This is a genomic window from Pseudomonas sp. PL-6 (assembly GCF_054110165.1).
Window position 1 is genome coordinate 29,682 of the sequence record NZ_CM134189.1, and the last position, 25,169, is coordinate 54,850.

The 25,169-nt window shown below is 68.9% G+C and carries 22 protein-coding genes and 1 riboswitch; of the genes, 17 read left to right on the forward strand and 5 right to left on the reverse strand.

The features are described 5' to 3' along the window. Nucleotides 1-206 precede the first annotated feature (206 nt). From ACW9UL_RS00150 to cobF, 3 genes are read left to right on the forward strand one after another with little or no spacing between them, the layout of a single operon-like run. Nucleotides 207-1,214, forward strand: a complete 1,008-nt coding sequence (locus tag ACW9UL_RS00150) for a magnesium chelatase ATPase subunit I (RefSeq protein WP_457788448.1) — start codon at nt 207-209, stop codon at nt 1,212-1,214. After that, nucleotides 1,196-1,906 carry a vWA domain-containing protein gene (locus ACW9UL_RS00155; protein ID WP_457790884.1) on the forward strand — a complete coding sequence of 237 codons (711 nt, stop codon included), beginning with the start codon at nt 1,196-1,198 and terminating at the stop codon, nt 1,904-1,906. The genes ACW9UL_RS00150 and ACW9UL_RS00155 overlap by 19 nt, the downstream gene beginning before the upstream one ends. Then, nucleotides 1,903-2,667, forward strand: a complete 765-nt coding sequence (gene cobF, locus ACW9UL_RS00160) for a precorrin-6A synthase (deacetylating) (RefSeq protein ID WP_457788449.1) — start codon at nt 1,903-1,905, stop codon at nt 2,665-2,667. Before ACW9UL_RS00155 ends, cobF begins: the two co-directional genes overlap by 4 nt. 168 nt (nt 2,668-2,835) lie before the next feature. On the opposite strand, the gene ACW9UL_RS00165 is transcribed toward cobF, so the two are convergent. After that, complete coding sequence (locus ACW9UL_RS00165; protein WP_457788450.1) at nt 2,836-3,756, reverse strand: LysR family transcriptional regulator; 921 nt, start codon at nt 3,754-3,756, stop codon at nt 2,836-2,838. 142 nt (nt 3,757-3,898) lie between these two features. On the opposite strand from ACW9UL_RS00165, the gene ACW9UL_RS00170 reads away from it, so the two are divergent. The 3 genes from ACW9UL_RS00170 (at nt 3,899) to ACW9UL_RS00180 (ending at nt 5,705) form a co-directional block, all read left to right on the forward strand. Further along, nucleotides 3,899-4,642, forward strand: coding sequence for an SDR family oxidoreductase (locus tag ACW9UL_RS00170; protein ID WP_457788451.1), 744 nt, complete (start codon nt 3,899-3,901; stop codon nt 4,640-4,642). A 77-nt stretch (nt 4,643-4,719) separates the two neighbouring features. Further along, nucleotides 4,720-5,289, forward strand: a complete 570-nt coding sequence (locus ACW9UL_RS00175; RefSeq protein WP_457788452.1) for a flavin reductase family protein — start codon at nt 4,720-4,722, stop codon at nt 5,287-5,289. A 23-nt stretch (nt 5,290-5,312) separates the two neighbouring features. Continuing rightward, nucleotides 5,313-5,705 (forward strand): VOC family protein, encoded by a 393-nt coding sequence (locus tag ACW9UL_RS00180; protein WP_122110230.1) that lies wholly within the window; start codon nt 5,313-5,315, stop codon nt 5,703-5,705. Between the two features lie 63 nt (nt 5,706-5,768). Here the strand turns inward: ACW9UL_RS00180 and cobJ are convergent, their stop codons facing one another. From cobJ to cobG, 4 genes are all read right to left on the reverse strand, one after another. Further along, on the reverse strand, nt 5,769-7,415 hold the full coding sequence (gene cobJ / locus ACW9UL_RS00185; RefSeq protein ID WP_457788453.1) for a precorrin-3B C(17)-methyltransferase: 1,647 nt from the start codon (nt 7,413-7,415) through the stop codon (nt 5,769-5,771). 155 nt (nt 7,416-7,570) lie between these two features. Further along, entirely contained in the window at nt 7,571-8,314 is a 744-nt protein-coding gene (locus ACW9UL_RS00190; RefSeq protein ID WP_457788454.1) for a precorrin-2 C(20)-methyltransferase, read from the reverse strand. Beyond that, nucleotides 8,311-8,937, reverse strand: coding sequence for a precorrin-8X methylmutase (locus ACW9UL_RS00195; RefSeq protein ID WP_457788455.1), 627 nt, complete (start codon nt 8,935-8,937; stop codon nt 8,311-8,313). The genes ACW9UL_RS00190 and ACW9UL_RS00195 overlap by 4 nt, the downstream gene beginning before the upstream one ends. After that, on the reverse strand, nt 8,930-10,243 hold the full coding sequence (cobG, locus tag ACW9UL_RS00200) for a precorrin-3B synthase (RefSeq protein WP_457788456.1): 1,314 nt from the start codon (nt 10,241-10,243) through the stop codon (nt 8,930-8,932). The genes ACW9UL_RS00195 and cobG overlap by 8 nt, the downstream gene beginning before the upstream one ends. 97 nt (nt 10,244-10,340) lie before the next feature. Beyond that, nucleotides 10,341-10,533: riboswitch (cobalamin riboswitch) on the reverse strand. Between the two features lie 56 nt (nt 10,534-10,589). Between cobG and cbiE the strand changes: the two genes are divergently transcribed. From cbiE to ACW9UL_RS00255, 11 genes are all read left to right on the forward strand, one after another. Continuing rightward, nucleotides 10,590-11,792 (forward strand): precorrin-6y C5,15-methyltransferase (decarboxylating) subunit CbiE, encoded by a 1,203-nt coding sequence (gene cbiE, locus ACW9UL_RS00205; protein WP_457788457.1) that lies wholly within the window; start codon nt 10,590-10,592, stop codon nt 11,790-11,792. Continuing rightward, nucleotides 11,789-12,532, forward strand: coding sequence for a cobalt-precorrin-6A reductase (locus tag ACW9UL_RS00210; RefSeq protein WP_457788458.1), 744 nt, complete (start codon nt 11,789-11,791; stop codon nt 12,530-12,532). The genes cbiE and ACW9UL_RS00210 overlap by 4 nt, the downstream gene beginning before the upstream one ends. A 170-nt stretch (nt 12,533-12,702) precedes the next feature. Then, nucleotides 12,703-13,392: a (2Fe-2S) ferredoxin domain-containing protein gene (locus ACW9UL_RS00215; protein ID WP_457788459.1), complete on the forward strand. Its 690-nt coding sequence runs from the start codon at nt 12,703-12,705 to the stop codon at nt 13,390-13,392. A 114-nt stretch (nt 13,393-13,506) separates the two neighbouring features. Beyond that, complete coding sequence (gene cfaB / locus ACW9UL_RS00220) at nt 13,507-14,691, forward strand: C17 cyclopropane fatty acid synthase CfaB (RefSeq protein ID WP_457788460.1); 1,185 nt, start codon at nt 13,507-13,509, stop codon at nt 14,689-14,691. Between the two features lie 48 nt (nt 14,692-14,739). Next, entirely contained in the window at nt 14,740-16,485 is a 1,746-nt protein-coding gene (gene mifS / locus ACW9UL_RS00225) for a two-component system sensor histidine kinase MifS (RefSeq protein ID WP_457788461.1), read from the forward strand. Nucleotides 16,486-16,779: 294 nt separating this feature from the next. Then, the gene (gene mifR / locus ACW9UL_RS00230) at nt 16,780-18,120 is read left to right on the forward strand and encodes a two-component system response regulator MifR (RefSeq protein ID WP_397498150.1); all 1,341 of its coding nucleotides are present in this window, start codon (nt 16,780-16,782) and stop codon (nt 18,118-18,120) included. Between the two features lie 462 nt (nt 18,121-18,582). After that, nucleotides 18,583-19,536, forward strand: a complete 954-nt coding sequence (locus ACW9UL_RS00235; protein ID WP_021442333.1) for a TAXI family TRAP transporter solute-binding subunit — start codon at nt 18,583-18,585, stop codon at nt 19,534-19,536. A 271-nt stretch (nt 19,537-19,807) separates the two neighbouring features. After that, complete coding sequence (locus ACW9UL_RS00240; protein ID WP_457788462.1) at nt 19,808-21,835, forward strand: TRAP transporter permease; 2,028 nt, start codon at nt 19,808-19,810, stop codon at nt 21,833-21,835. Further along, nucleotides 21,832-22,239, forward strand: a complete 408-nt coding sequence (locus ACW9UL_RS00245) for a DUF1850 domain-containing protein (RefSeq protein WP_021442331.1) — start codon at nt 21,832-21,834, stop codon at nt 22,237-22,239. Before ACW9UL_RS00240 ends, ACW9UL_RS00245 begins: the two co-directional genes overlap by 4 nt. A gap of 141 nt (nt 22,240-22,380) precedes the next feature. Beyond that, nucleotides 22,381-22,896, forward strand: coding sequence for a DUF3617 domain-containing protein (locus tag ACW9UL_RS00250; protein ID WP_457788463.1), 516 nt, complete (start codon nt 22,381-22,383; stop codon nt 22,894-22,896). A gap of 168 nt (nt 22,897-23,064) precedes the next feature. Beyond that, nucleotides 23,065-25,155 (forward strand): TonB-dependent siderophore receptor, encoded by a 2,091-nt coding sequence (locus tag ACW9UL_RS00255; protein ID WP_457788464.1) that lies wholly within the window; start codon nt 23,065-23,067, stop codon nt 25,153-25,155. Nucleotides 25,156-25,169 lie beyond the last annotated feature (14 nt).

Genomic DNA, 25,169 nt, shown 5'->3' on the forward strand with positions numbered 1-25,169 from the left:
TTGCGGCGTAACCCACCATTGGCGCCACACGGTATATCGCCTGGTGGGTTACGCGGCGCGCCGAGTTTTTCTGCAGATACAAGGCCGGCGTTCTGCGCCGCTAACCCACCCTACGGGGGCATGCAGCCCGTAGCCCGGATGCAACCCGGGAAATGCGCGATCAAAGGCCCCGGATTGCATCCGGGCTACGTCCAACTCCACGGATCATGTCCATGACCGAATACCACTTCCCCCTCGCCGCCGTGGTCGGCGCCGATTCGCTGAAGCTGGCGCTGTGCCTGGCGGCCATCGACCCGGCCATCGGCGGCGTGCTGATCGAAGGCCCGCGCGGCATGGCCAAGTCCACCCTGGCCCGTGGCCTGGCCGATCTGCTGGACGGTGGGCGCTTCGTCACCCTGCCGCTGGGCGCCAGCGAGGAGCGCATCGTCGGCACCCTGGATCTGGATGCGGCCCTCGGCGAGGGCCGCGCGCAGTTTTCCCCCGGCCTCTTGGCCCGGGCCGACGGCGGCGTGCTCTATGTCGATGAGGTCAACCTGCTGCCCGATCATCTGGTCGACCTGCTGCTGGATGCCGCCGCCAGCGGGGTCAATCACGTCGAGCGTGACGGCATCTCCCACCGCCATGCCGCGCGCTTCGTGCTGATCGGCACCATGAACGCCGAGGAGGGCGAGCTGCGCCCGCAACTGCTCGATCGCTTCGGCCTCAACCTGGCCCTCGATGGCCAGCCGCAGCCGGCCGCGCGCGCCGAGATCGTCCGCCGCCGCCTGGCCTTCGATGCCGACCCCGCCGCCTTCCTGCAACGCTGGCAGACCGAGCAGCACGCCCTCGCCGAACGCTGCCGCAATGCCCGCCAGCGTCTGGCCGATATCCCGCTGGATGACGCCGCCCTGGGCGAGATCAGCCAGCGCTGCTTCGCCGCCGCGGTCGATGGCCTGCGCGCCGACCTGGTCTGGTTGCGCGCCGCCCGTGCCCATGCCGCCTGGCGTGGCGCGGCGGGCATCGAGCCTGTGGATATCGAGGCGGTGGAGGACTTCGTCCTGCGCCACCGTCGTCGCCCGCCACAACCTCAGGCCAGCACGCCGCCCGAGCAGAGCCAGGCGCCGCAGCAGGCGCAGGAACAGAGCCAGGGTGAAGGTCAGTGGGGCGAGTTGCCGGCGCAGCCACAGGCCATGGGCGAACGACGGGTGCCGCCGCGCTGGGCAAAAAAGCCCTGAGCATCCGCCCGCACACAGCCACAGGCGCGGATGCCGGCAATCGGCCCGGACGACTCGGCGGCGGCCTGCGTGGCGCCGCCCGCAGCGGCGTGGCCGGTCGTATCGACTGGGCGGCGACTCTGCGCCAGGGCCGTCCGCAACGCCGCGAGCAACTGGTGCTGCGCCCGCGCAGCCGGCAGGCCGAGCAGCTGTGGCTGGTGCTGGTCGATGCCTCGGCTTCGACCCGCCGCCACGGCGCGCTGAGTCTGGCCAAGGGCGTGCTCGCCGAAGTCTTCGACAGCGCCTATCGCCAGCGCGCCCGCCTGGCCGTGCTGCAGGCCGGCGGTCGTGAGGCGCAGTGGCTGTGGCAGGGGCGCAAGGCCGGCGCCGAGCTGCATCGCTGGTTGCAGGAACTCGGCGCCGGTGGCGGCACGCCGCTGCTCGATGCGCTGCAGCAGGCCGGCGACTGGCTACAGCGTCGCCAGCGCCTGAAACCCAGTGAATGCCAGCGCCTGCTGATCCTCACCGATGGCCGTCTGCGCGACTGGCCGGCGCTGACGCCCTTGCCCTGCCCGAGCCTGCTGCTCGACACCGAGCGCGCGCCCATCCGCCTGGGCCGCGCGCGCCAGCTGGCGCAGGCGCTGCAGGCCGACTACCACCATATCGACGACCTGGCGCCCGGCATGCCCGGGCGCACCTGGAGAACCCCATGAAAACCCTGCTGCTGGTCGGCATCGGCGCCGGCGACCCGGACTACATCACCGTCCAGGCGATCAAGGCGCTGCGCCGCAGCGACCTGATCTTGCTGATGGACAAGGGCCCGGCCAAGCACAAGCTCAACGCCCTGCGCCGGGAAATCTGCGCGCGTTTCCTCGACGGCCACACGCCGCGTTTCGCCGAAGGCCTGCAGCCGGAGCGCGAACGCGACGCCGCCGACTACCGCGCCAGCGTCGACGAGCTCAACCGCGACAAGCAGGCGGTGTTCGAGCAGCTGATCGACCAGCAGCTGGCCGATGGCGAAACGGCCGCCTTGATGGTCTGGGGCGACCCCTCGCTGTACGACAGCAGCATCCGCATCGCCGAGGCCATCGCCGCCAGTCGCAGCGATTTCGCCTTTGAGGTGATCCCCGGCATCACCAGCCTGCAGGCGCTGACCGCGCGCCACCGTATCCCGCTCAACAGCATCGGCCGTGCCGTGGAGATCACCACCGGCCGCCTGCTCGCCGAAGGCTGGCCGCCGGGGGTGGACAGCGTGGCGGTGATGCTCGACGCCAAGGACAGCTACCGCCGCTTCGTCGGCCAGGGCCTTGCCATCTACTGGGGCGCCTACGTCGGCACCGCCGATGAAATCCTAATCGCCGGCCCGCTGGACGAGCTGGCCGAGCGCATCGCCAGCACCCGCGCGGCGGCGCGCGAGCGCAATGGCTGGATCATGGACAGCTATCTGCTGCGCAAAGAGGGGGCGCAGGAGTGAATTGGAGACGGTACAAGCAGCGCCTTATCCCCCTGCGCATGGTCCATGTGTCGGGTGGAAAACCGCGAAGCCTTCTCCACCATCATCCGGTCGGCTGCGTCACCCCGTCTTGCAACCCAGCAGGGTGGTCGGTCAGCCCCCAGGCACCGCTGGCCGCAGCCCGGCGGTTCAGTGGCGAGCGCCCTGTGGAAAACGCGCCGGATCGGCAAAGCAGGCGTGCAGGTGGTCGAACACCAGGCGCACGCGGGGTGATACAGGGCCTTGCTGGGGGCGGTAGATGAACAGCTGCCAGGGATCGGGCGCCTGTTCTTCCAGCACCGCCTGCAGGCGGCCGCTTTCCAGGTACGGCTGAGCCAGGTAGGCGGGCAACTGACCGTAGGCCAGGCCGGCGAGCACGGCCTCCAGCTCGGCCTCGGGGTCGTCGCACACCAGCGCCGGCGCGGGCGGATGCAGGCTGGGCCCCTGGGCGAAGGTCCAGGGCCAGGGGCGACCGTTCTTGCGGTCGATCAGCACCGACAGCGGCCGCTGTTGCAGATCGTCGAGGGTGCGCGGTGCGCCGCTGGCGGCGATCAGCTCCGGCGTGGCCACCACCTGCAACGGCACCGGCGCCAGGGCGCGGGCGACGTAGCGGCTGTCGCGCAGGAAGCCGACGCGGATGCCGATGTCGATCTGCGCCTCCACCGCGTCGGTGATCTCGTCCTCCAGGCGCAGGTTCAGCACCAGTTGCGGGTGCTGTTTGAGCAAGGGTTGCAGAAAGCCGACCAGAAAGCGCTTGCCGATGGCCTGCGGCGCGGTGATGCCGATGCGCCCGCTGATGGCCGATTCGGCCTCGGCGCGGTGGCCGCGAAACAGCGCGTCGAAATCTTCCAGCATCTGCCGGGCGCGCACCGCGTAGGCCTGGCCGAAGGCGGTGATATGCACCTGGCGGGTGTTGCGATGAAAGAGAATCTCGCCGAGCTCCTCCTCCAGCGCCTTGATCGCGCGGGTCACCGCCTGCGGGGAAACGCCGAGCCGTGTGGCCGCCTCGCGGAAATTGCTGCAGTCGGCCGCGCTGCAGAAGATGCGGATCATCTCCATGCGGTTGAGCATGTCGGGGCGCCTTTGTATTCCAGAATGTGGAATAGCCTAATCCAAACTCTTCCATTCATTGAAACTGAAATCGCCCCTAACCTGAGCCCATGTTCGGCATACGGCACGGACACTCCAACGAATCGAGAGTGAGGGCTTACCCATGAGCAACAACATTTCCGGCAAGGTCGTGGTCATCACCGGCGCCAGCAGCGGCCTGGGCGAAGCCACCGCGCGTCACCTCAGCCAACTGGGCGCCAAGCTGGTGCTGGCCGCGCGGCGCCAGGAGCGTCTCGAGCAGCTGGTCAGCGAGCTGGTCGCCGCCGGTGGCGAGGCCGTGGCCTACCAGACTGACGTGACCCGCGCCGATGAGGTCAAGGCGCTGATCCAGGGTGCGCTGGACACCTTCGGTCGTGTCGATGTGCTGGTCAACAACGCCGGGCTGATGGCCATCGCGCCACTGAGCGACGTGCGCGTCGAGGAGTGGGAGCGCATGATCGACATCAACATCAAGGGCGTGCTGTACGGCATCGCCGCGGCGCTGCCGGTGTTCCAGCAGCAGAACGCCGGGCATTTCATCAACATCGCCTCGGTGGCCGGGATCAAGGTGTTCAGCCCGGGCGGCACCGTCTACAGCGGCACCAAGTTCGCCGTGCGCGCCATTTCCGAGGGCCTGCGCCATGAGGTCGGTGGCCGCATCCGCACCACCACCATCGAGCCCGGCGCGGTGGACTCCGAGCTGAAGTTCGGCAGCTCGCACCAGCAGAGCCGCGACTTCGTCGTCGACTTCTACAAGCAGGCGATTCCGGCCGAGTCGGTGGCGCGCGCCATCGCCTACGCCATCGAGCAGCCGGCCGATGTCGACATCAACGAGATCGTCCTGCGCCCCACCGTGCAGGAATTCTGATCCACTGCCGCCGGCGCTTGCGATGCGGGTCCTCACGGGCCAGCATGCGAGCGCCTTTTCCGCTTTCAGGAGTCTGCATGAGCGCGTCCATCCGTCCCGTCGACCTGGCCAAGGCCTACCGCCTGCTCAACCATGGTCCCACCGTGCTGGTGTCCGCCCGCCACCAGGCTGTGGATAACGTCATGGCGGCGGCCTGGTGCTGCGCCCTGGATTTCGACCCGCCGAAGCTCACTGTGGTGCTGGACAAGGCCACCCGTACCCGCGCGCTGATCGAAGGCAGCGGCCTGTTCGCCATCCAGATTCCGACCGTGGCGCAGCTGCAGCTGACCCAGGCGGTGGGCAATACCAGCCTCGCCGACGAGCCGGCGAAGCTGGCCCGCGCCGGTGTCGAGTTGTTCGAAATGGACGGCCACGACCTGCCCCTGGTGGCCGGCTGTTCGGCCTGGCTGGTCTGCCGCTTGCTCGATGAGCCGCACAACCAGCAGGCCTATGACCTGTTCATCGGCGAGGTGATCGCGGCCTGGGCGGACGAGCGGGTGTTCCGCGACGGCCGCTGGCACTTCGAGACCGCCGATCCGGCTCTGCGCAGCCTGCATCATGTCGCCGGTGGTCATTACTATGCCGTTGGCGATGCGCTGCAGGCCTGAAGGCTGGGCAACGAGGAGGCTGCATGTTTTCCCATATCTATATCGGTGTGAGCGACTTCCCTCGGGCCTGGGCCTTCTACCAGCCGCTCATGGCGTTGCTGGGCATCGAGCTGCGCTTTGTCGATGAGCACAAGCCCTGGGCCGCCTGGCAATCGAAGCCGGAGCCCCGACCGTTGCTGTTGATCGGCAAGCCTTTCGACGGCGCCGCCCATCATCCCGGTAACGGGCAGATGGTGGCGCTGTTGGCGCAGAGCCGCGCCCAGGTCGACCAGGCCCATCGGCTGGCGCTCGTCCAGGGTGGACGTTGCGACGGCGCACCGGGCCTGCGCCCCGAATACCACCCCGATTACTACGGCGCCTACTTCCGCGACCCGGACGGCAACAAGCTGTGCGTGGTCTGCCACCAGGCCGAATGAGACGGCCGCTGCCCCGGCATATCGGCTAGCCCGGATGCAATTCGGGGCCTGGCCATCGGCCACTCAGTCGGGATACCAGCGTGGCGTATAGACCCACGCACCCCCCTCGGCGCGGGGGAAGCGGCGGGTCTGGCTGGAGCCGATGATCACCAGGGTGCGCATATCGACCAGCTCCGGCGTCAGCTCGCCGAGGGTCAGATTGCGCAGCGCTTCGGCGGGGCGGCCGATATCGCGGCCCAGCACCACCAGGGTTTCCGGCGCACGGTGCTGGCGCAGCAGCTCCAGGGCGCGGCCGAGCTGCCAGGGGCGGGCCCTGGAGATCGGGTTGTAGAAGGCCATGGCCAGATCCGCGGCGGCAGCATGCTGCAGGCGTTTTTCGATCACCGCCCAGGGCTTGAGGTTGTCCGACAGCGAGATCAGGCAGAAGTCGTGGCCCAGCGGCGCGCCGGCCTTGGCGGCGGTGGCCAGGGCGGCGGAGACGCCCGGCAGCACCTCCAGCTCGACACCGTGCCAGGCCTCGCTCTGCGGGCTTTCCAGCGCCTCCATCACCGCGGCAGCCATGGCGAACACGCCGGGGTCGCCCGAGGAGATCATCACCACCCGGCGGCCGCTGGCGGCCAGTTCGAAGGCGTGGGCGGCGCGCTGCAGCTCTTCGCGGTTGTCGCTGGGATGCAGGCATTGATCGGCGCGCAGCGGGCCGGCCATCTTCAGGTAGGTGTCGTAGCCGAGTAGGTCTTCGGCCTCGTCGAGGGCACGGCGCACGGCGGGGGTCATGTGTTCGGCGGCACCGGGACCGAGGCCAACCACGCTGAGGCGGCCACGGCGCTGGCCGAGGCGTTCGATATCCAGCGGCTGTTCACCCAGCAGCAGGCGCAGGCCGTCGCCTACAAGGTGCTCGGGCGGCAGCTCGGTGGTGCTGTGGATAAAGCGCAGCGGAAGGTTTAGTTCGCGTGCCGCTGCGTGCAGGTCGGCGTTGGCCATCCAGGCTTTGTCCGCGAGCAGAACGGCCAGCGCTTGCGGCGCCAGCTTGGCATCGCTCAGCGCCTGCTGCAGACGTGCCGGCAACTCGGCATCGGGGCGTTCGATCAGCGCAGCGGCGACGCGCGGGTGGATCAACAGTTCTTCCGGTTGCGCCGGGCGCGCCTGTGCAGTGATGTGGATAACCCGACTGGCGGCGTCATCCACAGGCAGCTGCGCGGCCTCCAGCCAGGGCGCCTGGCCTTCTATGCGTACCGTCTCGCCGCCGAGCAGGTCGCTGACGAAGCGCTTGCCCTGCTGCAGGTCGGCCAGGGAATAGCCGGCTGGCGGCTCCAGCAGGCAGGTGCCGAAGCGCAGTTCGCCGCTGGTGGTGATGGCCGGCGTAACCCCCAGGTGCGCGGCGATCTCGCGGGCCAGGCGATTGACCCCGGCCAGGCCGCCGAGCAGCGGCACCACGGCGCTGCCGTCCTCGGCCAGGGCCAGCACCGGTGGCTCGGCGCCCTTTTCCGCCAGCAGCGGGGCGAGGCTGCGGATGACGATGCCGGCGGCGCATAGCACCACAAGCGGCTGCCCGGCGCGATAGAGGGCACGCAGAGTCTCGCCGAAGTCCTCGTAATGGCGCTCGGCGGCCTCGGCGCGGCCGCGCAGGCCATGGATCAGCGCCTGTGGATAAAGCGCCTGGAGGCGCTGGGCGGTGGCCAGCGCGCTGGCGCCGAGGATGACGATGTTCATGCGGTAAATCCTGTGGCCCGGATGTCATCCGGGGAATGGGTTTTCCGGATTGCATCCGGGCTACGCAAATGCGCCGTAGCGTGTAGGGTGGATGACGCTTTTTTCATCCACCCTTGCGCGCAGTGGATGGGTGAAGCGTCATCCACCCTACGGATTCAGCCGCGCCATTTCTGCCCGGGCACCAGAATCATGGAGAAATAGGGCGAATCCATCGGCTCCACCTCGTCCAGCGCGACTATCTTCTGTTCGGCCATGGTCGCCCGTTCGACGTAATGGGCGCGGCCATCCAAACTCAGCTTGCGCAGCACGCGGCGCACCTTGTCGAAGTTGCGCCCGAGCTTCATCACCACGGCGGCCTCGGCGTCGCGCAGGCGCTGTTCCAGCTCGTCTTCCGCCAGCACGCCGGACAGCACGCTCAAGCTCTGGTTGCGGTACACCAGCGGCGTGCCGAGCACCGAGGCGCAGCCGAGCATGGAGCACACGCCGGGCACCACCTCCACCTCGTAGCGGTCGGCCAGACGGTCGTGCAGGTACATGTAGGAGCCGTAGAAGAACGGGTCGCCCTCGCAGATCACCGCCACGTCCTGGCCGGCGTCTAGCAGCCGGGCGATCTGCGCGGCGCAGGTGTCGTAGAAGTCGGCGATCACATCCTCGTAGGACAGCGGCGGGGCGAGCTTCTCGGTGGTCACCGGGTAGACCAGCGGCAGGCGCTGCTGCGTCTCGGTGAGATGGGCCTCGATGATGCCGAAGGCATTGCCGCCGTGACCGGCGTTGTGCTTGGCCTTGGCCACGAAGTAGGCCACCACCGGCGCCGACTGGAGCAGGCGCAGGGCCTTGAGGGTGAGCAGCTCGGGGTCGCCGGGGCCGACGCCGAGACCGAGCAGACGACCGGCCATCATTCCACCTCCGAGGCCAGGGCGTTGACCGCGGCCACCGCCATGGCGCTGCCGCCACGCCGGCCACGCACGATCACGTAGGGCACGCCGCGGCTGTCTGCGGCCAGGGCGTCCTTGGATTCCGCCGCGCCGATAAAGCCTACCGGCATGCCGATGATCAGCGCCGGCTTCGGCGCGCCGGCATCGAGCATTTCCAGCAGGTAGAACAGCGCGGTGGGGGCATTGCCGATCACCACCACGCTGCCCTCCAGGTGCTCGCGCCAGCGCTCCAGGGCTACCGCCGAGCGGGTGTTGCCCAGCTCGCGGGCCAGCTCCGGCACGCCGGCGTCGTGCAGGGTGCAGATCACTTGGTTGTTCGCCGGCAGGCGCGGGCGAGTGATGCCCTCGGCGACCATGCGCGCATCGCAGAGAATCGGCGCGGCGGCCAGCAGCGCGGCGCGGCCAGCGGTGCCGGCACCGGGGGAGAAGCGCAGATCGGAGGCGACGTCGACCATGCCGCAGGCGTGGATCACCCGTACGGCGAGTTTCTCCAGGTCGGCGGGGATGCCGTCGAGGTTGGCCTCGGCGCGGATGGTGGCGAAGGAGCGACGGTAGATTTCCTGGCCGTCGCGGATGTAATCAAGCATCGGGGGTTCCTGCGGGGTGCTGGCGGGCGAACCAGGCGCCGGCCTCGTCGATGGTCATCGCCGGCGCCAGCAGACGGCCGAAACCGGGCGTCTCGGGCGTGCGTTGGTAGAGCTGGTAGTGGTCTGGCGTGCTGGCCAGCAATGTGTAGGGCTGCACCCGCGCGCTGGCGCAGCTGCGCGGGCAGGCGCTGAGGTGTATTTGCGGGCGGGCGTGGCTTGCGCGCAGCAGCTCGGCGAGGTGCAGGGCGTGGCGCTTGCTGTCGGCCAGGCCGCGCGCGCAGGCGGCCGAACCGGTGCAGGCGACCAGGCCGAGCAGCGGCTCGTCGGCCTGGGTCAGCAGGCCCAGCTGATCCAGCGCTGCCAGCAGCTCGCGGGCGCGGGCTTCGGGGACGTTGCCCAGCAGCAGACCCTGCCAGGGTGTCAGGCGCAGCTCGCCGTCGCCATAGCGCTCGCTCAGCTCGGCCAGCGTGGTCAGTTGTTCGGCGTGCAGCCGGCCCAGCTGGGCGCCGGCGGCCACCATGCACAGGCCGGCCTGCGCCTGTGGATAAATCCCAGCCGGCGCGCGCTCGACGGCGGCGGCAGGCTGCCAGGTGGCCGGTGCCGGCTGCAGGGCAAAATCCAGGCGTGCCTGCAGGCGCTGCAGCAGTTCGTTGGCCGGAATCTGTGCCAGTAACTGGCGCATGCGCGACTGCTCGGGCGTGGCCAGCTCGAGGAACAGCAGCAGCAGCTGGCGCACCAGTTCGAGCGCCTGGCTCGCCTCGATGCGCGCCAGCGGCGTGTCCATGGGGCAGCCGGCCAGGCCCAGCAGCAGGTGGTGCTCGTCGTCGGCGGCCAGCCACAGGTCGTGGGGGTGTTCGCGCATGGCCAGGGCTTCGCCGCCGTCCAGTTGCAGGGCGAACTTGGCCGACAGCGCGTGCAGCGCCGGGCTGTCCTGCAGCAGGTCGAGCAGCTGGGCCGCCAGCGGACGCACGTCCATCCGCGCCTGCGGATCGAGGCCGGCAGCGGGGCTGAGCAGCAGGTTGCGCACATCGTCGGCGGCGGCCACGCGCGGGCCGAGGCCGGCGCTCAGCAGGGCGTCGATCAGCGCGCTTTCCTGGCCGGGCAGCACGCCGCGGATCTGCAGGTTGCTGCGATTGGTCAGCTCCAGCACACCGCTGGCGCCATGCCGCGCGGCCTCGGCAATGGCCCGCGCCTGGGCGCTGCACAGCACGCCGCCGGGCAGCTTGATGCGGCAGATGCCACCGTCCAGCGCGGGGACGATGCGCAGCAGGCCGGGGCAGGCGGAAGGGCGAACGGGCGCGAGCAAAGGGTCACCTGTGGCTAACGACGCGGCGACCGAACCAGCGAAATCCGCCCACAGGGGGACTCCATGGCATCGGTACACCCCGCCCGATGTTGGCACTCGCGACCAGCGTTCGTCGGCAGGTCTCCTGGCTGACAGGTCTTCGTCCGCCGCGCCTTCCCGGTTACCCAGTGGCCGATTGCATTGGACTCGCTGCTTACAGTTGCGGGGGCAGCCACGGTTTTACCGTGTTCCCTCTTAGGCCCGTTGCGGAGTCGTATCGACTCAAGGGCACCGACGAAGGCGCTATTATGCCCGCTTTGCCCGGAGCGCGGACAGGCGCTCCGTCGGGCTTGCGCGAGGACATTGGATGAAACCCTGGTTGACCCTGGTCGGCATCGGCGAAGACGGCTACCCCGGCCTGGGCAAGGCCGCGCGCCGCGCGCTGCTGGCGGCTACGCGCATCGTCGGCGCGCCGCGCCAGTTGGCCTTGCTGCCGCCGTGCATCGGTGGCGAGCGGGAAACCTGGCCCAGCCCCTTTGACCTGCAACCGCTGCTGGCGCGGCGTGGCGAGGCGCTGTGTGTGCTGGCCAGCGGCGACCCGATGTTCTATGGCGTCGGCGCCAGCCTGGCGCGCCAGGTGGCGGCCGACGAGCTGCTAGTGCTGCCGGCGCCGTCCTCGGTGTCGCTGGCGGCGGCACGTCTGGGCTGGCCGCTGCAGGAGGTGGAGGTGCTGTCGCTGGTCGGGCGGCCGCTGGCCACGCTCAACGCCCGGCTGTTTCCCGGCCTGCGCCTGCTGGTATTGAGCGCCGATGGCGACACGCCCGCACAGGTCGCCGCAGCGTTGCGCACCCGTGGTTTCGGTGCCAGTCGCCTGACCCTGCTGGAGCATCTGGGCGGGCCGGAGGAGCGCCGTATCGATGGCCTGGCCGCGAGCTGGAACCTGCCGCGGGGCGCCGACCTCAACCTGCTGGCGGTGGAATGCCTGGCCGACGCCGGTGCGCAACTGCTGCCGCCGACCTGCGGTCTGCCGGACGAGGCCTACCGCCACGACGGCCAGCTGACCAAGCGTGACGTGCGCGCGGTGACCCTGGCGCGCCTGGCGCCGCTGCCCGGTGAGCTGCTGTGGGACGTCGGCGCCGGCTGTGGCTCCATCGGCATCGAGTGGATGCGCGCGCACCCGGCTTGCCGCGCCATCGCCGTCGAGGCCAACGAAGGGCGTCAGGAACATATCCGCCACAACCGCGATGCCCTCGGCGTGCCTGGGCTGCAACTGGTCGCCGGGCACGCGCCCGAGGCGCTGGCCGGGCTGCCGGCACCGGATGCGATCTTTATCGGTGGCGGCGTCACGGTGCCTGGCGTGCTGGACGCCTGCTGGGCAGCACTCAAGCCGGGTGGGCGCCTGCTGGCCAATGCCGTGACCCTGCAGAGCGAGGCGGCGCTGGTCGCCTTCCGCGAGCAGCAGGGTGGCGAGCTGCTGCGGCTCACTGTGGCCCAGGCGCAGCCGCTGGGCGGCTTCGACACCTGGCGCGCGGCGCTGCCGATCACCCTGCTGGCGGTGCGCAAGGCGTGAGCGCGCGACTCCTGCTGCTCGGCGGCACCACCGAGGCCCTGCGCCTGGCCCGTCGCCTGGGGCCGGAAACCATCTACAGCCTGGCCGGCCTCGGCCGCGTGCCGGACGACCTGGCCTGCCGCGTGCGCGTCGGCGGCTTTGGCGGGGTCGAAGGCCTGGCTGCCTTTATTCTGAGCGAAGGCATCGAGCTGCTGCTGGATCTGACCCACCCCTATGCCGCGCAGATCAGCTATAACGCCGCCCGCGCCGCCGCGATCGCCGGCGTGCCATGCTGGGCGCTGCGTCGCCCTGGCTGGCAGTCGGGTCCGGGCGACGACTGGCGCGAGGTGGACGACTGGGATGAGCTGACCCGCGCGCTGGCGCCGTTCCAGCGGCCGTTCTTCACCTCCGGGCGCGAACCGCTGGCCCATCTGCACGAGATTCCCGCCCACCAGCACTGGACGGTGCGCTGCCTGCAGGCCGAACCGGCGACGCCGCGCGCCGAGATCATCGGTGCGCGCGGGCCGTTCTCGCTGGACGCGGAACGCGCGCTGTTCGCCCGCATCCGCTGCGATGTGCTGGTAAGCAAGAACAGCGGCAGTGCTTCTACCGAGCCGAAGCTGCAGGTCGCCCGTGAGCTGGGGCTGCCGGTGCTGCTGTTGCGTCGCCCCGCGTTGCCGGCGGTGACGCGGGAATTCGCCGAGCTGGAAGCCCTGTGGGAGGCGCTTCAGCGGCGACTGGACTGCTGCCGTCACGGCTAAAGACCCTCCCACGGATTTGCGTTGTGGCCCAAGAGCGGGTGCGTTGGCTTAGGGTGGATCACGCTTCATCGATCCACCGTTGTGGTGGACGTAAAAAGCGACGTCCACCCTACGGATTGCCTTCAGTGCTCGGCACGCTGCTAGACTGCCGGCCCGTTTTGGAGACCCCGATGAACCAAGCCCCCTACGCGCGCATCCTGTTTATCGGCCCCGGCCTGGGGCGTGGCGCATCGGCCGAGCGTCTGCAGCAGCGCATCGAAGCGCTGCTCGGTGAGGCGCACCTGTATGACAGCGAACAGGACGGCTGCTGGCAGGCCATCGACCAGGCGCCGCGACCGTTGCTGGTGGTGGATCTGGAGCCGCGCGCCGATGCCGCGCACCGCGACTGGCTGCGCCAGCGTATCGCCGAGCGCGGCGACGGGGCCCAGGTGTTCGTGCTCTGCACGGCGCTGGAAGACGCCTGGCTCGACGGCCTGGGCGCGCTGCTGGAGCGCCGTGCGGCGCATCTCCCCTGCAGCGAGGTGCCGCTGCTGCCGGCGCAGCACGCCTGGTCGCAGATCCCGCCGCACGCGCAGCGCCTGCTGTTGTGCAACGGCCCGCGCTGCACCCGCAAGGGCGCCCTCGGCCTGTGGAAAAGCCTGCGCCAGCGGCTCAAGGCCGCCGGCCGGCTGGAGTGCGACGGCGGTGTGCATATCACCCGCAGCCAGTGCCAGTTCCCCTGCGACCTGGGGCCGACCGCGAGCCTTTATCCACAGGGCGAGTGGTACGGCATCAAGGACGAGGCGGCGGTGATCCGCCTGGTCGACGAGCGCCTGGTAGCGGGCCGGGCGCTGCCCGAACTGCGCATCGACCGGGGCTGACCCTCGGGCCCACGGCACGGCGTGTTGCGCGGGCAATTGAACCCTTGGCCTGACAGAGGGATCATCTGGACTAGGCTGGATGTGTCTTCACGTGCATCCGCAGGAGGGTTTCGCATGCTCGCGCAACTGCCATCCGTACTCCGCGAACTCCAGCTGCCGCTGCGTCTGAAGCTGTGGGACGGCAAGCAGATCGACCTGGGGCCGCGGCCCAAGGTGACCCTGGTGGTCAAGGATCCGAGCCTGGTCAGACAGCTGGCCAGCCCCAGCCTGGACGCCCTCGGCGGCGCCTACGTCGAGGGCAAGCTCGACCTGGAAGGGCCGATCGATCAGGCCATCGCCGTGGGCGATGCGCTGAGCAGCGCGCTGCTCGGCGACGCCGCCGCGCCGGTGGAGCTGCGCACCGCCCACGACAAGCGCAGCGACGCCGAGGCCATCAGCTACCACTACGACCTGTCCAACGACTTCTACCGCCTGTGGCTGGACCGCGACATGGTCTATTCCTGCGCCTATTTCGAGACCGGCGAGGAAGACCTCGACCAGGCCCAGCAGGCCAAGCTGCGCCATCTGTGCCGCAAGCTGCGCCTGCAGGCCGGTGACAAGCTGCTCGACGTCGGCTGCGGCTGGGGTGGCCTGGCCCGCTTTGCCGCGCGCGAGTTCGGCGCCGAGGTGTTCGGCATCACCCTCAGCCAGGCGCAGCTGGAGCTGGGCCGCCAGCGCGTGGCCGAGGAGGGTCTGGGCGACAGGGTCGAGCTGCAGCTGCTGGACTACCGCGACCTGCCGCAGGACGGCCGCTTCGACAAGGTGGTCAGCGTCGGCATGTTCGAGCATGTCGGCCACGCCAACCTGGCGCTGTACTGCCAGCGCCTGTTCGCTGCGGTGAAGACCGGCGGCCTGGTGCTGAACCACGGCATCACCTCGCGCTTCACCGACGGCCGCCCGGTGGGGCGCGGCGCCGGCGAGTTCATCGACCGCTACGTGTTTCCCCAGGGCGAGCTGCCGCACCTGGTCACCATAGGCACCGCGATCAGCGAGGCCGGCCTGGAAATCGTCGACGTCGAGAGCCTGCGCCTGCACTACGCGCGCACCCTGCAGCTGTGGAGCCAGGGCCTGGAGCAGCGTCTGCAGCAGGCGGCGGCGCTGGTGCCGGAAAAGGCCCTGCGCATCTGGCGGCTGTACCTGGCCGGCTGCGCCTACGGCTTCCAGCATGGCTGGATGAACCTGCACCAGATTCTCGCGGTGAAGCCGCGCGAGGACGGCAGTCACGACCTGCCCTGGACCCGTGCCGACCTCTATCGCTGAGCAGCTGCTGGAGTAAGATGCGGCTCGACTCCGCCCTCCGAGCCGCCCATGCCGCAGCAGCACCGCTACCGCGTCGCCTTCACCGTTCTGGCCATTCTCGCCGGTCTGCTGCTCAGCGTCTGGCTGGGCGGGCGCCATGCCGAGCAGCGCGCCTGGGCCGAGCGCAGCGTCGAGGCGCGCGGCCAGCTGCAGCTCTACGCCCAGTCGATCCGCACCCTGGTCGAGCGCTTCAGCTCGGTGCCCGAGGTGCTGGCGTTGGACAGCGACATCAAGAGCCTGCTGCGCGCGCCGCAGGATCGCCAGCTGCGCCATGCCCTCAACCAGCGCCTGGAACGGCTCAACGCCGCCGCCGGTTCCACCGTGCTGTACCTGCTCGATGCCCGCGGCGAGACCCTGGTGGCGAGCAACTGGCGCGACTGGAGCAGCTTCGTCGGCAACAACTACGCCTTCCGCCCCTACTTCCAGGACGCCCTGCGCGACGAGGGCGCGCGCTACTTCGCGGTCGGCGTGACCACCGGCATCCCCGGCTACTTCCTCTCCCATGTGGTGCGCGACGACGACGGCAGCCTGCTCGGCGTGCTGGTGGTCAAGCTGGAGCTGGAAGAGCTGCAGCGCGAATGGGTCGGCCAGCCCGGCGTGCTGCTGGTGGCCGACAGCTACCAGGTGGTGATCCTCAGCAACAAGCCGGCCTGGCGCTTCCGCGCCCTGCAGGCGCTCGACGAGCAGGCGCGGGCCGAGCTGGTGGAGGTGCGCAAGTACGCCGAACAGGCGCTGCAGCCGCTGGCTCAGGAGGTCCACCGGCGCATCGACGAGGATGCCCAGTGGGTGCGGGTGGACGGCCCGGACGGCAGCCGCGACTACCTCTGGCAGCGCCTGGCCATGCCCGAGGAGGGCTGGACCCTGCACCTGCTCGGCGAGCCGTCCGGCCTGGCCGACAGCGTGCGCAGCTACCGCCTGGCCGCCGCCGGGGTGTGGATGACCTTGGCCTTCCTGCTGCTGTTCCTCGCCCAGCGGCGCAAGAACCAGCGCCTGCAGGCCGGCATCCGCGAGCGCCTGGAGCGCGAGGTGGAGCTGCGCACCGCCGAGCTGCGCCAGGCCCAGGACGGCCTGGTGCACGCCGCCAAGATGGCCGCCCTGGGGCAGATGTCGGCGGCCCTGGCGCACGAGATCAACCAGCCGCTGACCGCCCTGCAGATGCAGCTCGGCAGCCTGCGTTTGCTGCTCGACAGCGGCCGACCGGAGGCGGTGCGCGAGGGCCTGCAGCGCATCGACGGCCTGCTGCAGCGCATGGCCGCGCTCACCGGCCACCTGAAGACCTTCGCCCGCAAGACCCCGGCCGGCCTCAGCGAGCGCCTGTGCCTGGGCGACGTGCTGGAACAGGCGCTGCAGCTGCTGGCGCCGCGCATGCGCAGCGAGCAGGTGGAACTGCGCACGCGGGTGGACGACGAGGCCGAGGTGCTCGGCGACGCCATCCGCCTCGAGCAGGTGCTGCTCAACCTGCTGCACAACGCCCTAGACGCCATGGCCGACAGCGAGGCGCGCATCCTCGAGGTGCGTATCGCCCGCGACGGCGACGCCTGCCTGCTGAGCGTCGAGGACAGCGGCGGCGGCATCGCCGAGGAAACCCTGGGCCGGGTGTTCGAGCCGTTCTTCACCACCAAGCCGGTGGGCCAGGGCCTGGGCCTCGGCCTGGCGGTGTCCTACGGCATCGTCCGCGAGCTGGGCGGCAGCCTGCAGGCGCACAACGGCGAACTGGGCGCGATGTTCACCCTGCGTTTGCCGGCGGCACCGTAAACCTTGTGGCAGGGGCTTTCGGCTCGGGCATCCTGCTTCGCCCTACCTCCTGCATCCATGCAGTCGCAGCCGCGACAGCAGCGCCGATGTTTCGCGGCTAAAGCCCCGCCCACGGCCCGTGCAGGCTCCGTAGCCCGGCTGCAATCCGGAGAATTGGTAGTGCGTAGGGTGGATGGCGCTTCACCCATCCACCAGGCCATGGAAACCATGGTGGATGAAAACAGCGTCATCCACCCTACGGACCGCGTTGAATCTTGTGGGCTACACTGCCCGCCGTTTTCGAGAGGAGGTGCCATGAGCGCTCAGGTGATAGTGGTCGACGACGAGGCGGCGATTCGCGAGGCGGTGCAGCAGTGGCTGGAGCTGTCCGGTTTCACCGTGCGCAGCTGCGCCAGCGCGGCCGAGGCCCTGGCCCTGGTCGATCGCGACTACCCCGGCATAGTCGTCAGCGATGTACGCATGCCCGGCAGCGATGGCCTGCAGCTGCTCGACAAGCTGCTGGCGCTGGATGCCGACCTGCCGGTGATCCTGGTCACCGGCCACGGCGACGTGCCCATGGCGGTGCAGGCGCTGCGCCAGGGCGCCTACGACTTCATCGAGAAACCCTTCACCCCCGAGCGCCTGCTCGACAGCGTGCGCCGCGCCCTCGACAAGCGCCGCCTGGTCTGCGAGAACCGCCTGCTGCGCCAGCAGGTGGCCGACAAGGGCCGTATCGAGAGCCAGCTGATCGGCATCTCGCGGCCGATGGAGAACCTGCGCCGGCAGATCCTCGAGCTGGCCGGTACCTCGGTCAACGTGCTGATCCGCGGCGAGACCGGCAGCGGCAAGGAGCGCGTGGCGCGCTGCCTGCACGACTTCAGCCCGCGCGCCGGCAAGGCCTTCGCCGCGCTGAACTGCGCGGCGATTCCCGAGACCATCTTCGAGAGCGAGCTGTTCGGCCACGAGAGCGGCGCCTTCACCGGCGCCCAGGCCAAGCGCATCGGCCGCATCGAGCACGCCGACGGCGGCACCCTGTTCCTCGACGAGGTGGAGAGTCTGCCGCTGGCGCAGCAGGTCAAGTTGCTGCGCGTGCTGCAGGAGAAGACCCTGGAACGCCTCGGCTCGAACAAGAGCATCCAGGTCGACCTGCGGGTGATCAGCGCGGCCAAGCCGGATCTGCAGGGCGAGGTGAAGGCCGGTCGCTTTCGTGAGGACCTGCTGTACCGTCTGAACGTCGCCACCCTGCAGATTCCGCCGCTGCGCGAGCGCCGCGAGGACATTCCGCTGCTGTTCGAGCACTTCGCCCGCGCCGCCGCCGAACGCCACGGCCGCGAGGTGCCACCGCTGGCGCCCAGCGAGCTGGCGCGGCTGCTCGGCCACGACTGGCCGGGCAACGTGCGCGAGCTGATCAACGCCGCCGAGCGCCATGCCCTCGGCCTGTCCAGCCCGCCGCCGGCCGAGCGTTTCGCCGGCCAGGCGCTGGCCCAGCAGATGGAGGCCTTCGAGGCGCAATGCCTGCACAACGCCCTGCTGCAATGCCAGGGCAATATCGCCGCGGTGATGGAGATGCTGCAGCTGCCGCGCCGCACCCTCAACGAGAAGATGCAGCGCCACGGCCTGGCGCGCGGCGACTATCTGCCCGGCGGCGAGGAATAAGCCACTCCCTCTGGGAGTCCGCCTGCCGGCGATGTTGGTAACGCCGATCGCCCGCCGGCGGGCCATGGCTTTGCTGGCCTGCATCCGGGCGACCCGATAAGCGGATTTTCGCCGACTGCGTCACAGGGCTAGGCGGATTCCCGCTCAGCGACGCCCCCGTCTCTCGATAAAACCCCTCTATTGCGGGCCTTTCAGGCCCTGGCACGGCATCTGCTATGACTGTTTCAGTCGCCCGGCAGCTTGCCGCCGCGGCGACCATAACAACGACAAGAGGTCTGCCCATGAACTGCCCAGTCTTCCGCGCCATGCTGCCGTGCATGGGCCGCCTCTCGACCGCGCCCGCCGCGGCCCTTGTCCGACGCTGCACCCTGCGCCGCTGATCGCGCACCGCCGACGTCGCCTGACCGGCGTCGTCTAGAGTGAAACTCTGCATAAAGCCATAACAACGACGGAGATACTTCCATGCGACTGACCAAGAAACTCAGCCTGTTCGCCGCTGCCGCGGCCATCACTGCCAGCACCGCGGTGCTCGCCGCACCGACCTTCATCAACGTGCTGACCGGCGGCACCAGCGGCGTCTACTACCCGATCGGCGTGGCCCTGTCGCAGCTGTACAGCAACGGCATCGACGGCGCCAAGACCTCGGTGCAGGCGACCAAGGCGTCGGTGGAAAACCTCAACCTGCTGCAGGCCGGTCGCGGCGAACTGGCCTTCGCCCTCGGCGACTCGGTGGCCGATGCCTGGAACGGCGTGGAAGACGCCGGCTTCAAGGCGCCGCTGAAGAAGATCCGCGCCATCGCCGGCACCTACCCGAACTACATCCAGATCGTCGCCAACGCCGAATCCGGCATCAAGACCCTGGACGACCTCAAGGGCAAGCGCATCTCCGTCGGCGCGCCGAAGTCCGGCACCGAGCTCAACGCCCGCGCCATCTTCGAAGCCGCCGGCCTGAGCTACGAGGACATGGGCAAGGTCGAGTTCCTGCCCTACGCCGAGTCGGTCGAGCTGATCAAGAACCGCCAGCTGGACGCCACCCTGCAGTCCTCCGGGCTGGGCATGGCCGCCATCCGTGACCTGGCCTCGACCATGAAGATCAGCTTCGTCGCCATCCCGGCCGAAGTGACCGCGAAGATCGACAACGCCGCCTACCAGGCCGCCACCATCCCGGCCGGCACCTACGACGGCCAGGATAGCGACGTGCCCACCGTGGCCATCACCAACATCCTGGTCAGCCATGAAGGCGTCTCCGACGAGGTGGCCTACCAGATGACCAAGCTGATGTTCGACAACCTGGATCGTCTCGGCACCGCCCACTCCGCGGCCCAGGACATCAAGCTGGAAAGCGCCACGCAGAACCTGCCGATCCCGCTGCACCCGGGTGCCGAGCGCTTCTACAAGGAAGCCGGCGCGCTCTGATGCAGGGCGGGCCGTGGCACGGCGCCACGGCCCTGGTGGGCTGTCTCGGCAGCGTTGCAACGATCACCGGTGCGTATGGCCTCGGCGGCCACGCGACACCCTGCGGATCGCCGCCGCGACAAGGTTTCGAGGCAGCCCGCCGGCGATGGGGCTGGCCGCGTTGCGGCCGACCCATCCGACGCAGAATCGCGAATAAAACCGGCGTTCACAGGCGGTGGGTTTTGTTGGCGACTCTGTCTCCGTATCGAAGTAGTCACGAGGTTTGCACTCCATGAGTGAGCAGAATCAGGGGCTGGGCGCCAGCCCGTCCGACTGGCCGAAGGCGCTTTTTGCCGTCGCGCTGCTGTTTTCCATCTTCCAGATCGTCACCGCGGCCTTCCACCCGGTGTCGACCCAGGTGCTGCGTGCGGTGCACGTCGGCTTCCTGCTGCTGCTGGTGTTCATCAGCGTGCCGGCCTTCGGCGCCAAGCGCCCCTGGCAACCGCTGGCCTGGCTGCTGGGCCTGGCCGGCATGGCCACGGCGGGCTACCAGTGGTACTTCGAGGCGGACCTGATCCAGCGCTCGGGCGACCTGACCACGGCCGACATGCTCATCGGCCTGACCCTGATCGTGCTGGTGTTCGAAGCCGCGCGGCGGGTCATGGGCATCGCCCTGCCGATCATCTGCGCGATGTTTCTGGTCTACGGCCTGTTCGGCCAGTACCTGCCGGGCGACCTGATGCACCGCGGCTACGGCATCGACCAGATCGTCAACCAGCTGTCGTTCGGCACCGAGGGACTGTACGGCACGCCGACCTACGTCTCGGCCACCTACATCTTCCTGTTCATCCTGTTCGGCGCCTTCCTCGAGCAGGCCGGGATGATCAAGCTGTTCACCGACTTCGCCATGGGTCTGTTCGGCCACAAGGTCGGCGGCCCGGCCAAGGTGTCGGTGGTGTCCTCGGCGCTGATGGGCACCATCACCGGTTCCGGTGTGGCCAACGTGGTCACCACCGGCCAGTTCACCATCCCGCTGATGAAGCGCTTCGGCTATCGCCCGGCCTTCGCCGGCGGCGTCGAGGCGACCTCGTCGATGGGCAGCCAGATCATGCCGCCGATCATGGGCGCGGTGGCCTTCATCATGGCCGAGACCATCAACGTGCCGTTCTTCGAGGTGGCCAAGGCCGCACTGATCCCGGCGCTGCTGTACTTCGGCTCGGTGTTCTGGATGGTCCACCTGGAGGCCAAGCGCGCCAACCTGAGCGGCCTGCCCAAGGACGAATGCCCGAACCCGTGGAAGGCCGTGCGCGAGCGCTGGTTCCTGCTGATCCCGCTGCTGATCCTGATCTACCTGCTGTTCTCCGGGCGCACGCCGCTGTTCTCCGGCACCGTCGGCCTGGCCCTGACCGCCATGGTCATCCTCGGCTCGGCGATCATCCTGCGGGTGTCGTCCAAGGCCATGCGCTTCGCCTTCTGGATCGCCCTGGGCGTGCTCTGCGCCGGCTTCTTCCAGCTCGGCATCGGCGTGGTGTTCGGCGTCATCGGCCTGCTGGTGGCGGCCTGCTGGTTCGTCAAGGGCGGCCGCGACACCCTGACCCTGTGCCTGCACGCGCTGGTCGAAGGTGCGCGCCACGCGGTGCCGGTGGGTATCGCCTGCGCCCTGGTCGGGGTGATCATCGGCGTGGTGTCGCTGACCGGGGTGGCCTCCACCTTCGCCGGCTACATCCTCGCCATCGGCCAGGACAACCTGTTCCTCTCGCTGGTGCTGACCATGCTCACCTGTCTGGTGCTGGGCATGGGCATCCCGACCATCCCCAACTACATCATCACCAGCTCGATCGCCGCGCCCGCGCTGCTGGAGCTGGGCGTGCCGCTGATCGTCTCGCACATGTTCGTCTTCTACTTCGGCATCATGGCCGACCTCACCCCGCCGGTGGCGCTGGCCTGCTTCGCCGCGGCGCCGATCGCCAAGGAGCGCGGCCTGAAGATCAGCCTGTGGGCGGTGCGCATCGCCGTGGCCGGCTTCGTCGTGCCCTATATGGCGGTCTACTCGCCGGCGCTGATGCTGCAGGGCGACAGCCTGCTGGCGACCGTCTACGTGGGCCTCAAGGCCTTGCTGGCCATCGGCATCTGGGGCGCGGTGTTCACCGGCTTCCTGCAGGCCAAGCTGAGCTGGTGGGAACGTGCCCTGGGCTTCGCCGCCGGCGCCAGCCTGATCCTGGCCACGCCGATCAGCGACGAGATCGGCTTCGCCCTCAGCGCCATCTTCATCGGTCAGCACATCTGGCGCGCCCGTCGCGCCCAGGCGGCGCTGGCGTGATCGGCCTGTGCCTGGGGCTGGCCGGCGCTGTATGGGCAGAGCTGCCCGTGCCGGCCTTCACCCTGGCCTGGGATCACAGCATCGAGAAGATCCGCTGGGAAGAGGATTACCGCGTCACCGCCGAGGGCCTGGTCCTCGGCGAGGCGCGGGTCAAGGGTTCCGGCGCCGGGATGGAGATCCCCGACGGCGCCGAACTGCGCAATGGCAGCTGGCACTACCAGCGTCGGCTACCGCCTTTGCAACCCCTGCGAGTCGGGCGTACGCCCGAAGCCGGGGATTACCAACTCTGTATCGACCAGCGTTGTCGCCCGATGAGCGACTGGCTCGGCCCGCCACAAGCGAGCCAGCCGGCGTTGGAACTCTGGAGCTGCGAGCTGGGCTCCCCCGCGGCTGACGCGGGCTAGGTTCGCCAGAGCGGACCAGGCTTCCGGCGCCACAAGTGCCGGGCGGAAAAGAAGAGAACCCCCATACGGCGCGGGCCGGTGGGGGTTTTGTTCGTCTGCGGCCTGCTAGGCTTGGCTAACCACCTGCCCAGGAGACCTGTCATGCGCCCCACCTTTCGTTTCGCCCTTCCGCTCGCTCTCTGTCTGTCACCCCTGACGGCCAGCGCCCTGGATATCCGCCCCGGCGTCTGGGAAGTCAGCTCGCACAACATGCAGGTCGGCGGTCAGGCCATGCCCGGCATGGAGCAGATGCTGGCGCAGATGCAGAACCTGCCACCCGAACAGCGGCAGATGATGGAAAGCATGATGGCCGAGCGCGGCGTCAAGCTCGGCGCCGGCGGCGTGCAGATGTGCCTGACCGCCGAGCAGATCGCCGCCCAGGACATTCCCCTGCACGACCCCGAGTCCGGCTGCAGCAACGAGATTCTCGAACGCAGCGACCAGCGCTGGCGCTTCCGCTTCACCTGCCCGGATGCCCAGGGCGAAGGGGAGACCCAGTTCGTCAGCGATCGGGAGTTCACCACCAAGGTCACCGGCACCTACAACGGCCAGCCCAGCAGCATGGAAAGCCGCGCGCGCTGGGTGGGTGCGGACTGCGGCAGCCTGCGCAGGCAATGACCTTCAAATGGAGATGTAAATAATTCGTATTGACGCGGGAAACATTCTATTGCGAGAATCCTGTCGATAATTATTAGCATTTGCACCCATGGCGAATGCACTGCCAATGAGGCAGCCGGCTGCCAAGGGACGAATCGCAGCCATCGACAGCGCATTAGGAGAAGTCCCTTGTTCAGTAGAAAAAACCGCCTGGCCGTGGCGATTGCGGCCGCCTGCAGTTTCAACCAGGCCCTGGCCGCCGAGCAGGAACAGCTCGAGCTGGATGCCCAGACCGTGGTCGGTGCCGCCGAAGCGGCCGAAGTCGACAGCTACAAGTCGCAGCCCAGCAGCGCCGCGACCAAGCTGGACCTGACCCCGCGGCAGACCCCGCAGTCGATCTCCACCATCACCCGCGCCCAGCTCGACGACTTCCACCTCGACAGCGTCAACGACGCGCTGAAGATGGCCACCGGCATCCAGGTGCAGGAGGTCGAGACCGACCGCACCTACTACACCGCCCGCGGCTTCGACATCACCAACTTCCAGTACGACGGCATCGGCATTCCCTTCGTCTACGGCAACGTCGAGGGCGATATCGATACCGCGGTGTTCGAGCGCGTCGAGGTGATCCGCGGCGCCAACGGCCTGATGTCCGGCACCGGCAACCCCTCGGCCACCATCAACTTCGTGCGCAAGCGCCCGACCGCCACGCCGCAGGCGCGCATCGACCTGACCGGCGGTTCCTGGGACAAGCGCCGCATCGACGCCGACGTCTCCGGCGCGCTGACCGACGCCGGCAACATCCGCGGCCGTGCGGTCTACGCCCACGAGAACAAGAACTCCTACCTGGACATGTACTCGCGCGAGAAGAACGTGTTCCACGGCGTGCTGGAGGCCGACCTCGGCGACAAGACCCTGTTCACCATCGGCCATACCCTGCAGAAGAGCGACGCCAACTCGCCGATGTGGGGCGCCCTGCCGCTCAACTACAGCGACGGTTCGAAGACCGACTACTCGCGCTCCACCAGCACCTCGGCCGACTGGGCCTACTGGGACGTGCAGGAAAACCGCACCTTCGCCGAACTGGCCCACGACCTGGGCAACGGCTGGCAGGCCAAGGCCGTGCTGACCCATGTGAAGAAGGAGGGCGACGGCTCGCTGTTCTACGTCTACGGTACCCCGGATCGCACCACCGGCCTGGGGCTGTTCAGCTATCCCTCCGAGTACAAGGACAAGAACACCCAGGTGATCGCCGACCTGCAGCTCAGCGGCGCCTTCGCCCTGGCCGGCCGCGAGCACGATGCGGTGCTCGGCGCCAGCTGGTCGCGTTCGGAGCTGGAGGACATCTCCTGGTACGACTCCTCCACCGGCACCGCCCTGCCGCCGCTGGAAGAGTGGGACGGCAACTATCCGCAGCCGCGTAACGACGCCGGCACCGCCGGCAGCGATTTCACCGACCGCATGAAGAGCGTCTACGGTGCCGCGCGCTGGAGCCTGACCGACGACCTCAGCCTGATCACCGGTACCCGGGTGGTCGACTTGAAGAGCGACGGCACCAACTACGGCTTGGCGAAGTCCTCGAAGAACAGCGGCAAGGTGGTGCCCTATGCCGGCCTGGTCTACGACCTCACCGAGCAGTATTCGGTCTACGCCAGCTACACCGAGATCTTCGACCCGCAGACCAAGACCGATATCACCGGTTCGCGCCTGGCGCCGGTGGAAGGGGTCAACTACGAAGCCGGGATCAAGGGCGAGCTGTTCGACGACCGCGTCAATGTCTCCCTGGCGGTATTCCGCACCGAGCAGGACAACGTCGCCGAAGTGGCGGGCATGGTCGGTTCCACCACCATCTACCGCGCCGTCGAAGGCATCACCAGCGAGGGCTACGAGCTGGAGGTCTCCGGCGAACTGCTGCCGGGCCTGCAGGCGATGGCCGGCTACACCTTCGTCGACATCACCGACGCCGAGGACAAGCACGCGGTGACCTACTCGCCCAAGCATATGTTCAAGGCTTCCACCACCTACCGCATTCCCGGCCTGGAGCAGCTCAAGGTCGGCGCCAGCCTCAATTGGCAGGACAAGGTGTACAACGGCATCGCCGAGCAGGATGCCTATGCGGTGGTCAACCTGATGGCCAGCTACGATATCGATCCCAACTGGAGCGTCTCGGCCAACCTCAACAACGTTACCGACGAGAAGTACCTGACCAGCCTCTACTGGAGCCAGGCCTACTACGCGGCCCCGCGCAACGCCAGCATGAGCGTCAGCTGGAAGTACTGATCCACCACCGCATC

What these genes read in the sequence shown, in the direction of transcription:
- ACW9UL_RS00195 (WP_457788455.1), bottom strand. Translation starts at nt 8,937, where the DNA reads ATGCTTGATTACATCCGCGACGGCCAGGAAATCTACCGTCGCTCCTTC.
- ACW9UL_RS00165 (WP_457788450.1), bottom strand. Translation starts at nt 3,756, where the DNA reads ATGCTCAACCGCATGGAGATGATCCGCATCTTCTGCAGCGCGGCCGAC.
- ACW9UL_RS00250 (WP_457788463.1), top strand. Translation starts at nt 22,381, where the DNA reads ATGCGCCCCACCTTTCGTTTCGCCCTTCCGCTCGCTCTCTGTCTGTCA.
- ACW9UL_RS00150 (WP_457788448.1), top strand. Translation starts at nt 207, where the DNA reads ATGTCCATGACCGAATACCACTTCCCCCTCGCCGCCGTGGTCGGCGCC.
- cbiE (WP_457788457.1), top strand. Translation starts at nt 10,590, where the DNA reads ATGAAACCCTGGTTGACCCTGGTCGGCATCGGCGAAGACGGCTACCCC.
- cfaB (WP_457788460.1), top strand. Translation starts at nt 13,507, where the DNA reads ATGCTCGCGCAACTGCCATCCGTACTCCGCGAACTCCAGCTGCCGCTG.
- ACW9UL_RS00175 (WP_457788452.1), top strand. Translation starts at nt 4,720, where the DNA reads ATGAGCGCGTCCATCCGTCCCGTCGACCTGGCCAAGGCCTACCGCCTG.
- ACW9UL_RS00170 (WP_457788451.1), top strand. Translation starts at nt 3,899, where the DNA reads ATGAGCAACAACATTTCCGGCAAGGTCGTGGTCATCACCGGCGCCAGC.
- cobJ (WP_457788453.1), bottom strand. Translation starts at nt 7,415, where the DNA reads ATGAACATCGTCATCCTCGGCGCCAGCGCGCTGGCCACCGCCCAGCGC.
- cobF (WP_457788449.1), top strand. Translation starts at nt 1,903, where the DNA reads ATGAAAACCCTGCTGCTGGTCGGCATCGGCGCCGGCGACCCGGACTAC.
- ACW9UL_RS00215 (WP_457788459.1), top strand. Translation starts at nt 12,703, where the DNA reads ATGAACCAAGCCCCCTACGCGCGCATCCTGTTTATCGGCCCCGGCCTG.
- mifS (WP_457788461.1), top strand. Translation starts at nt 14,740, where the DNA reads ATGCCGCAGCAGCACCGCTACCGCGTCGCCTTCACCGTTCTGGCCATT.
- ACW9UL_RS00235 (WP_021442333.1), top strand. Translation starts at nt 18,583, where the DNA reads ATGCGACTGACCAAGAAACTCAGCCTGTTCGCCGCTGCCGCGGCCATC.
- ACW9UL_RS00240 (WP_457788462.1), top strand. Translation starts at nt 19,808, where the DNA reads ATGAGTGAGCAGAATCAGGGGCTGGGCGCCAGCCCGTCCGACTGGCCG.
- ACW9UL_RS00180 (WP_122110230.1), top strand. Translation starts at nt 5,313, where the DNA reads ATGTTTTCCCATATCTATATCGGTGTGAGCGACTTCCCTCGGGCCTGG.
- ACW9UL_RS00190 (WP_457788454.1), bottom strand. Translation starts at nt 8,314, where the DNA reads ATGATGGCCGGTCGTCTGCTCGGTCTCGGCGTCGGCCCCGGCGACCCC.
- mifR (WP_397498150.1), top strand. Translation starts at nt 16,780, where the DNA reads ATGAGCGCTCAGGTGATAGTGGTCGACGACGAGGCGGCGATTCGCGAG.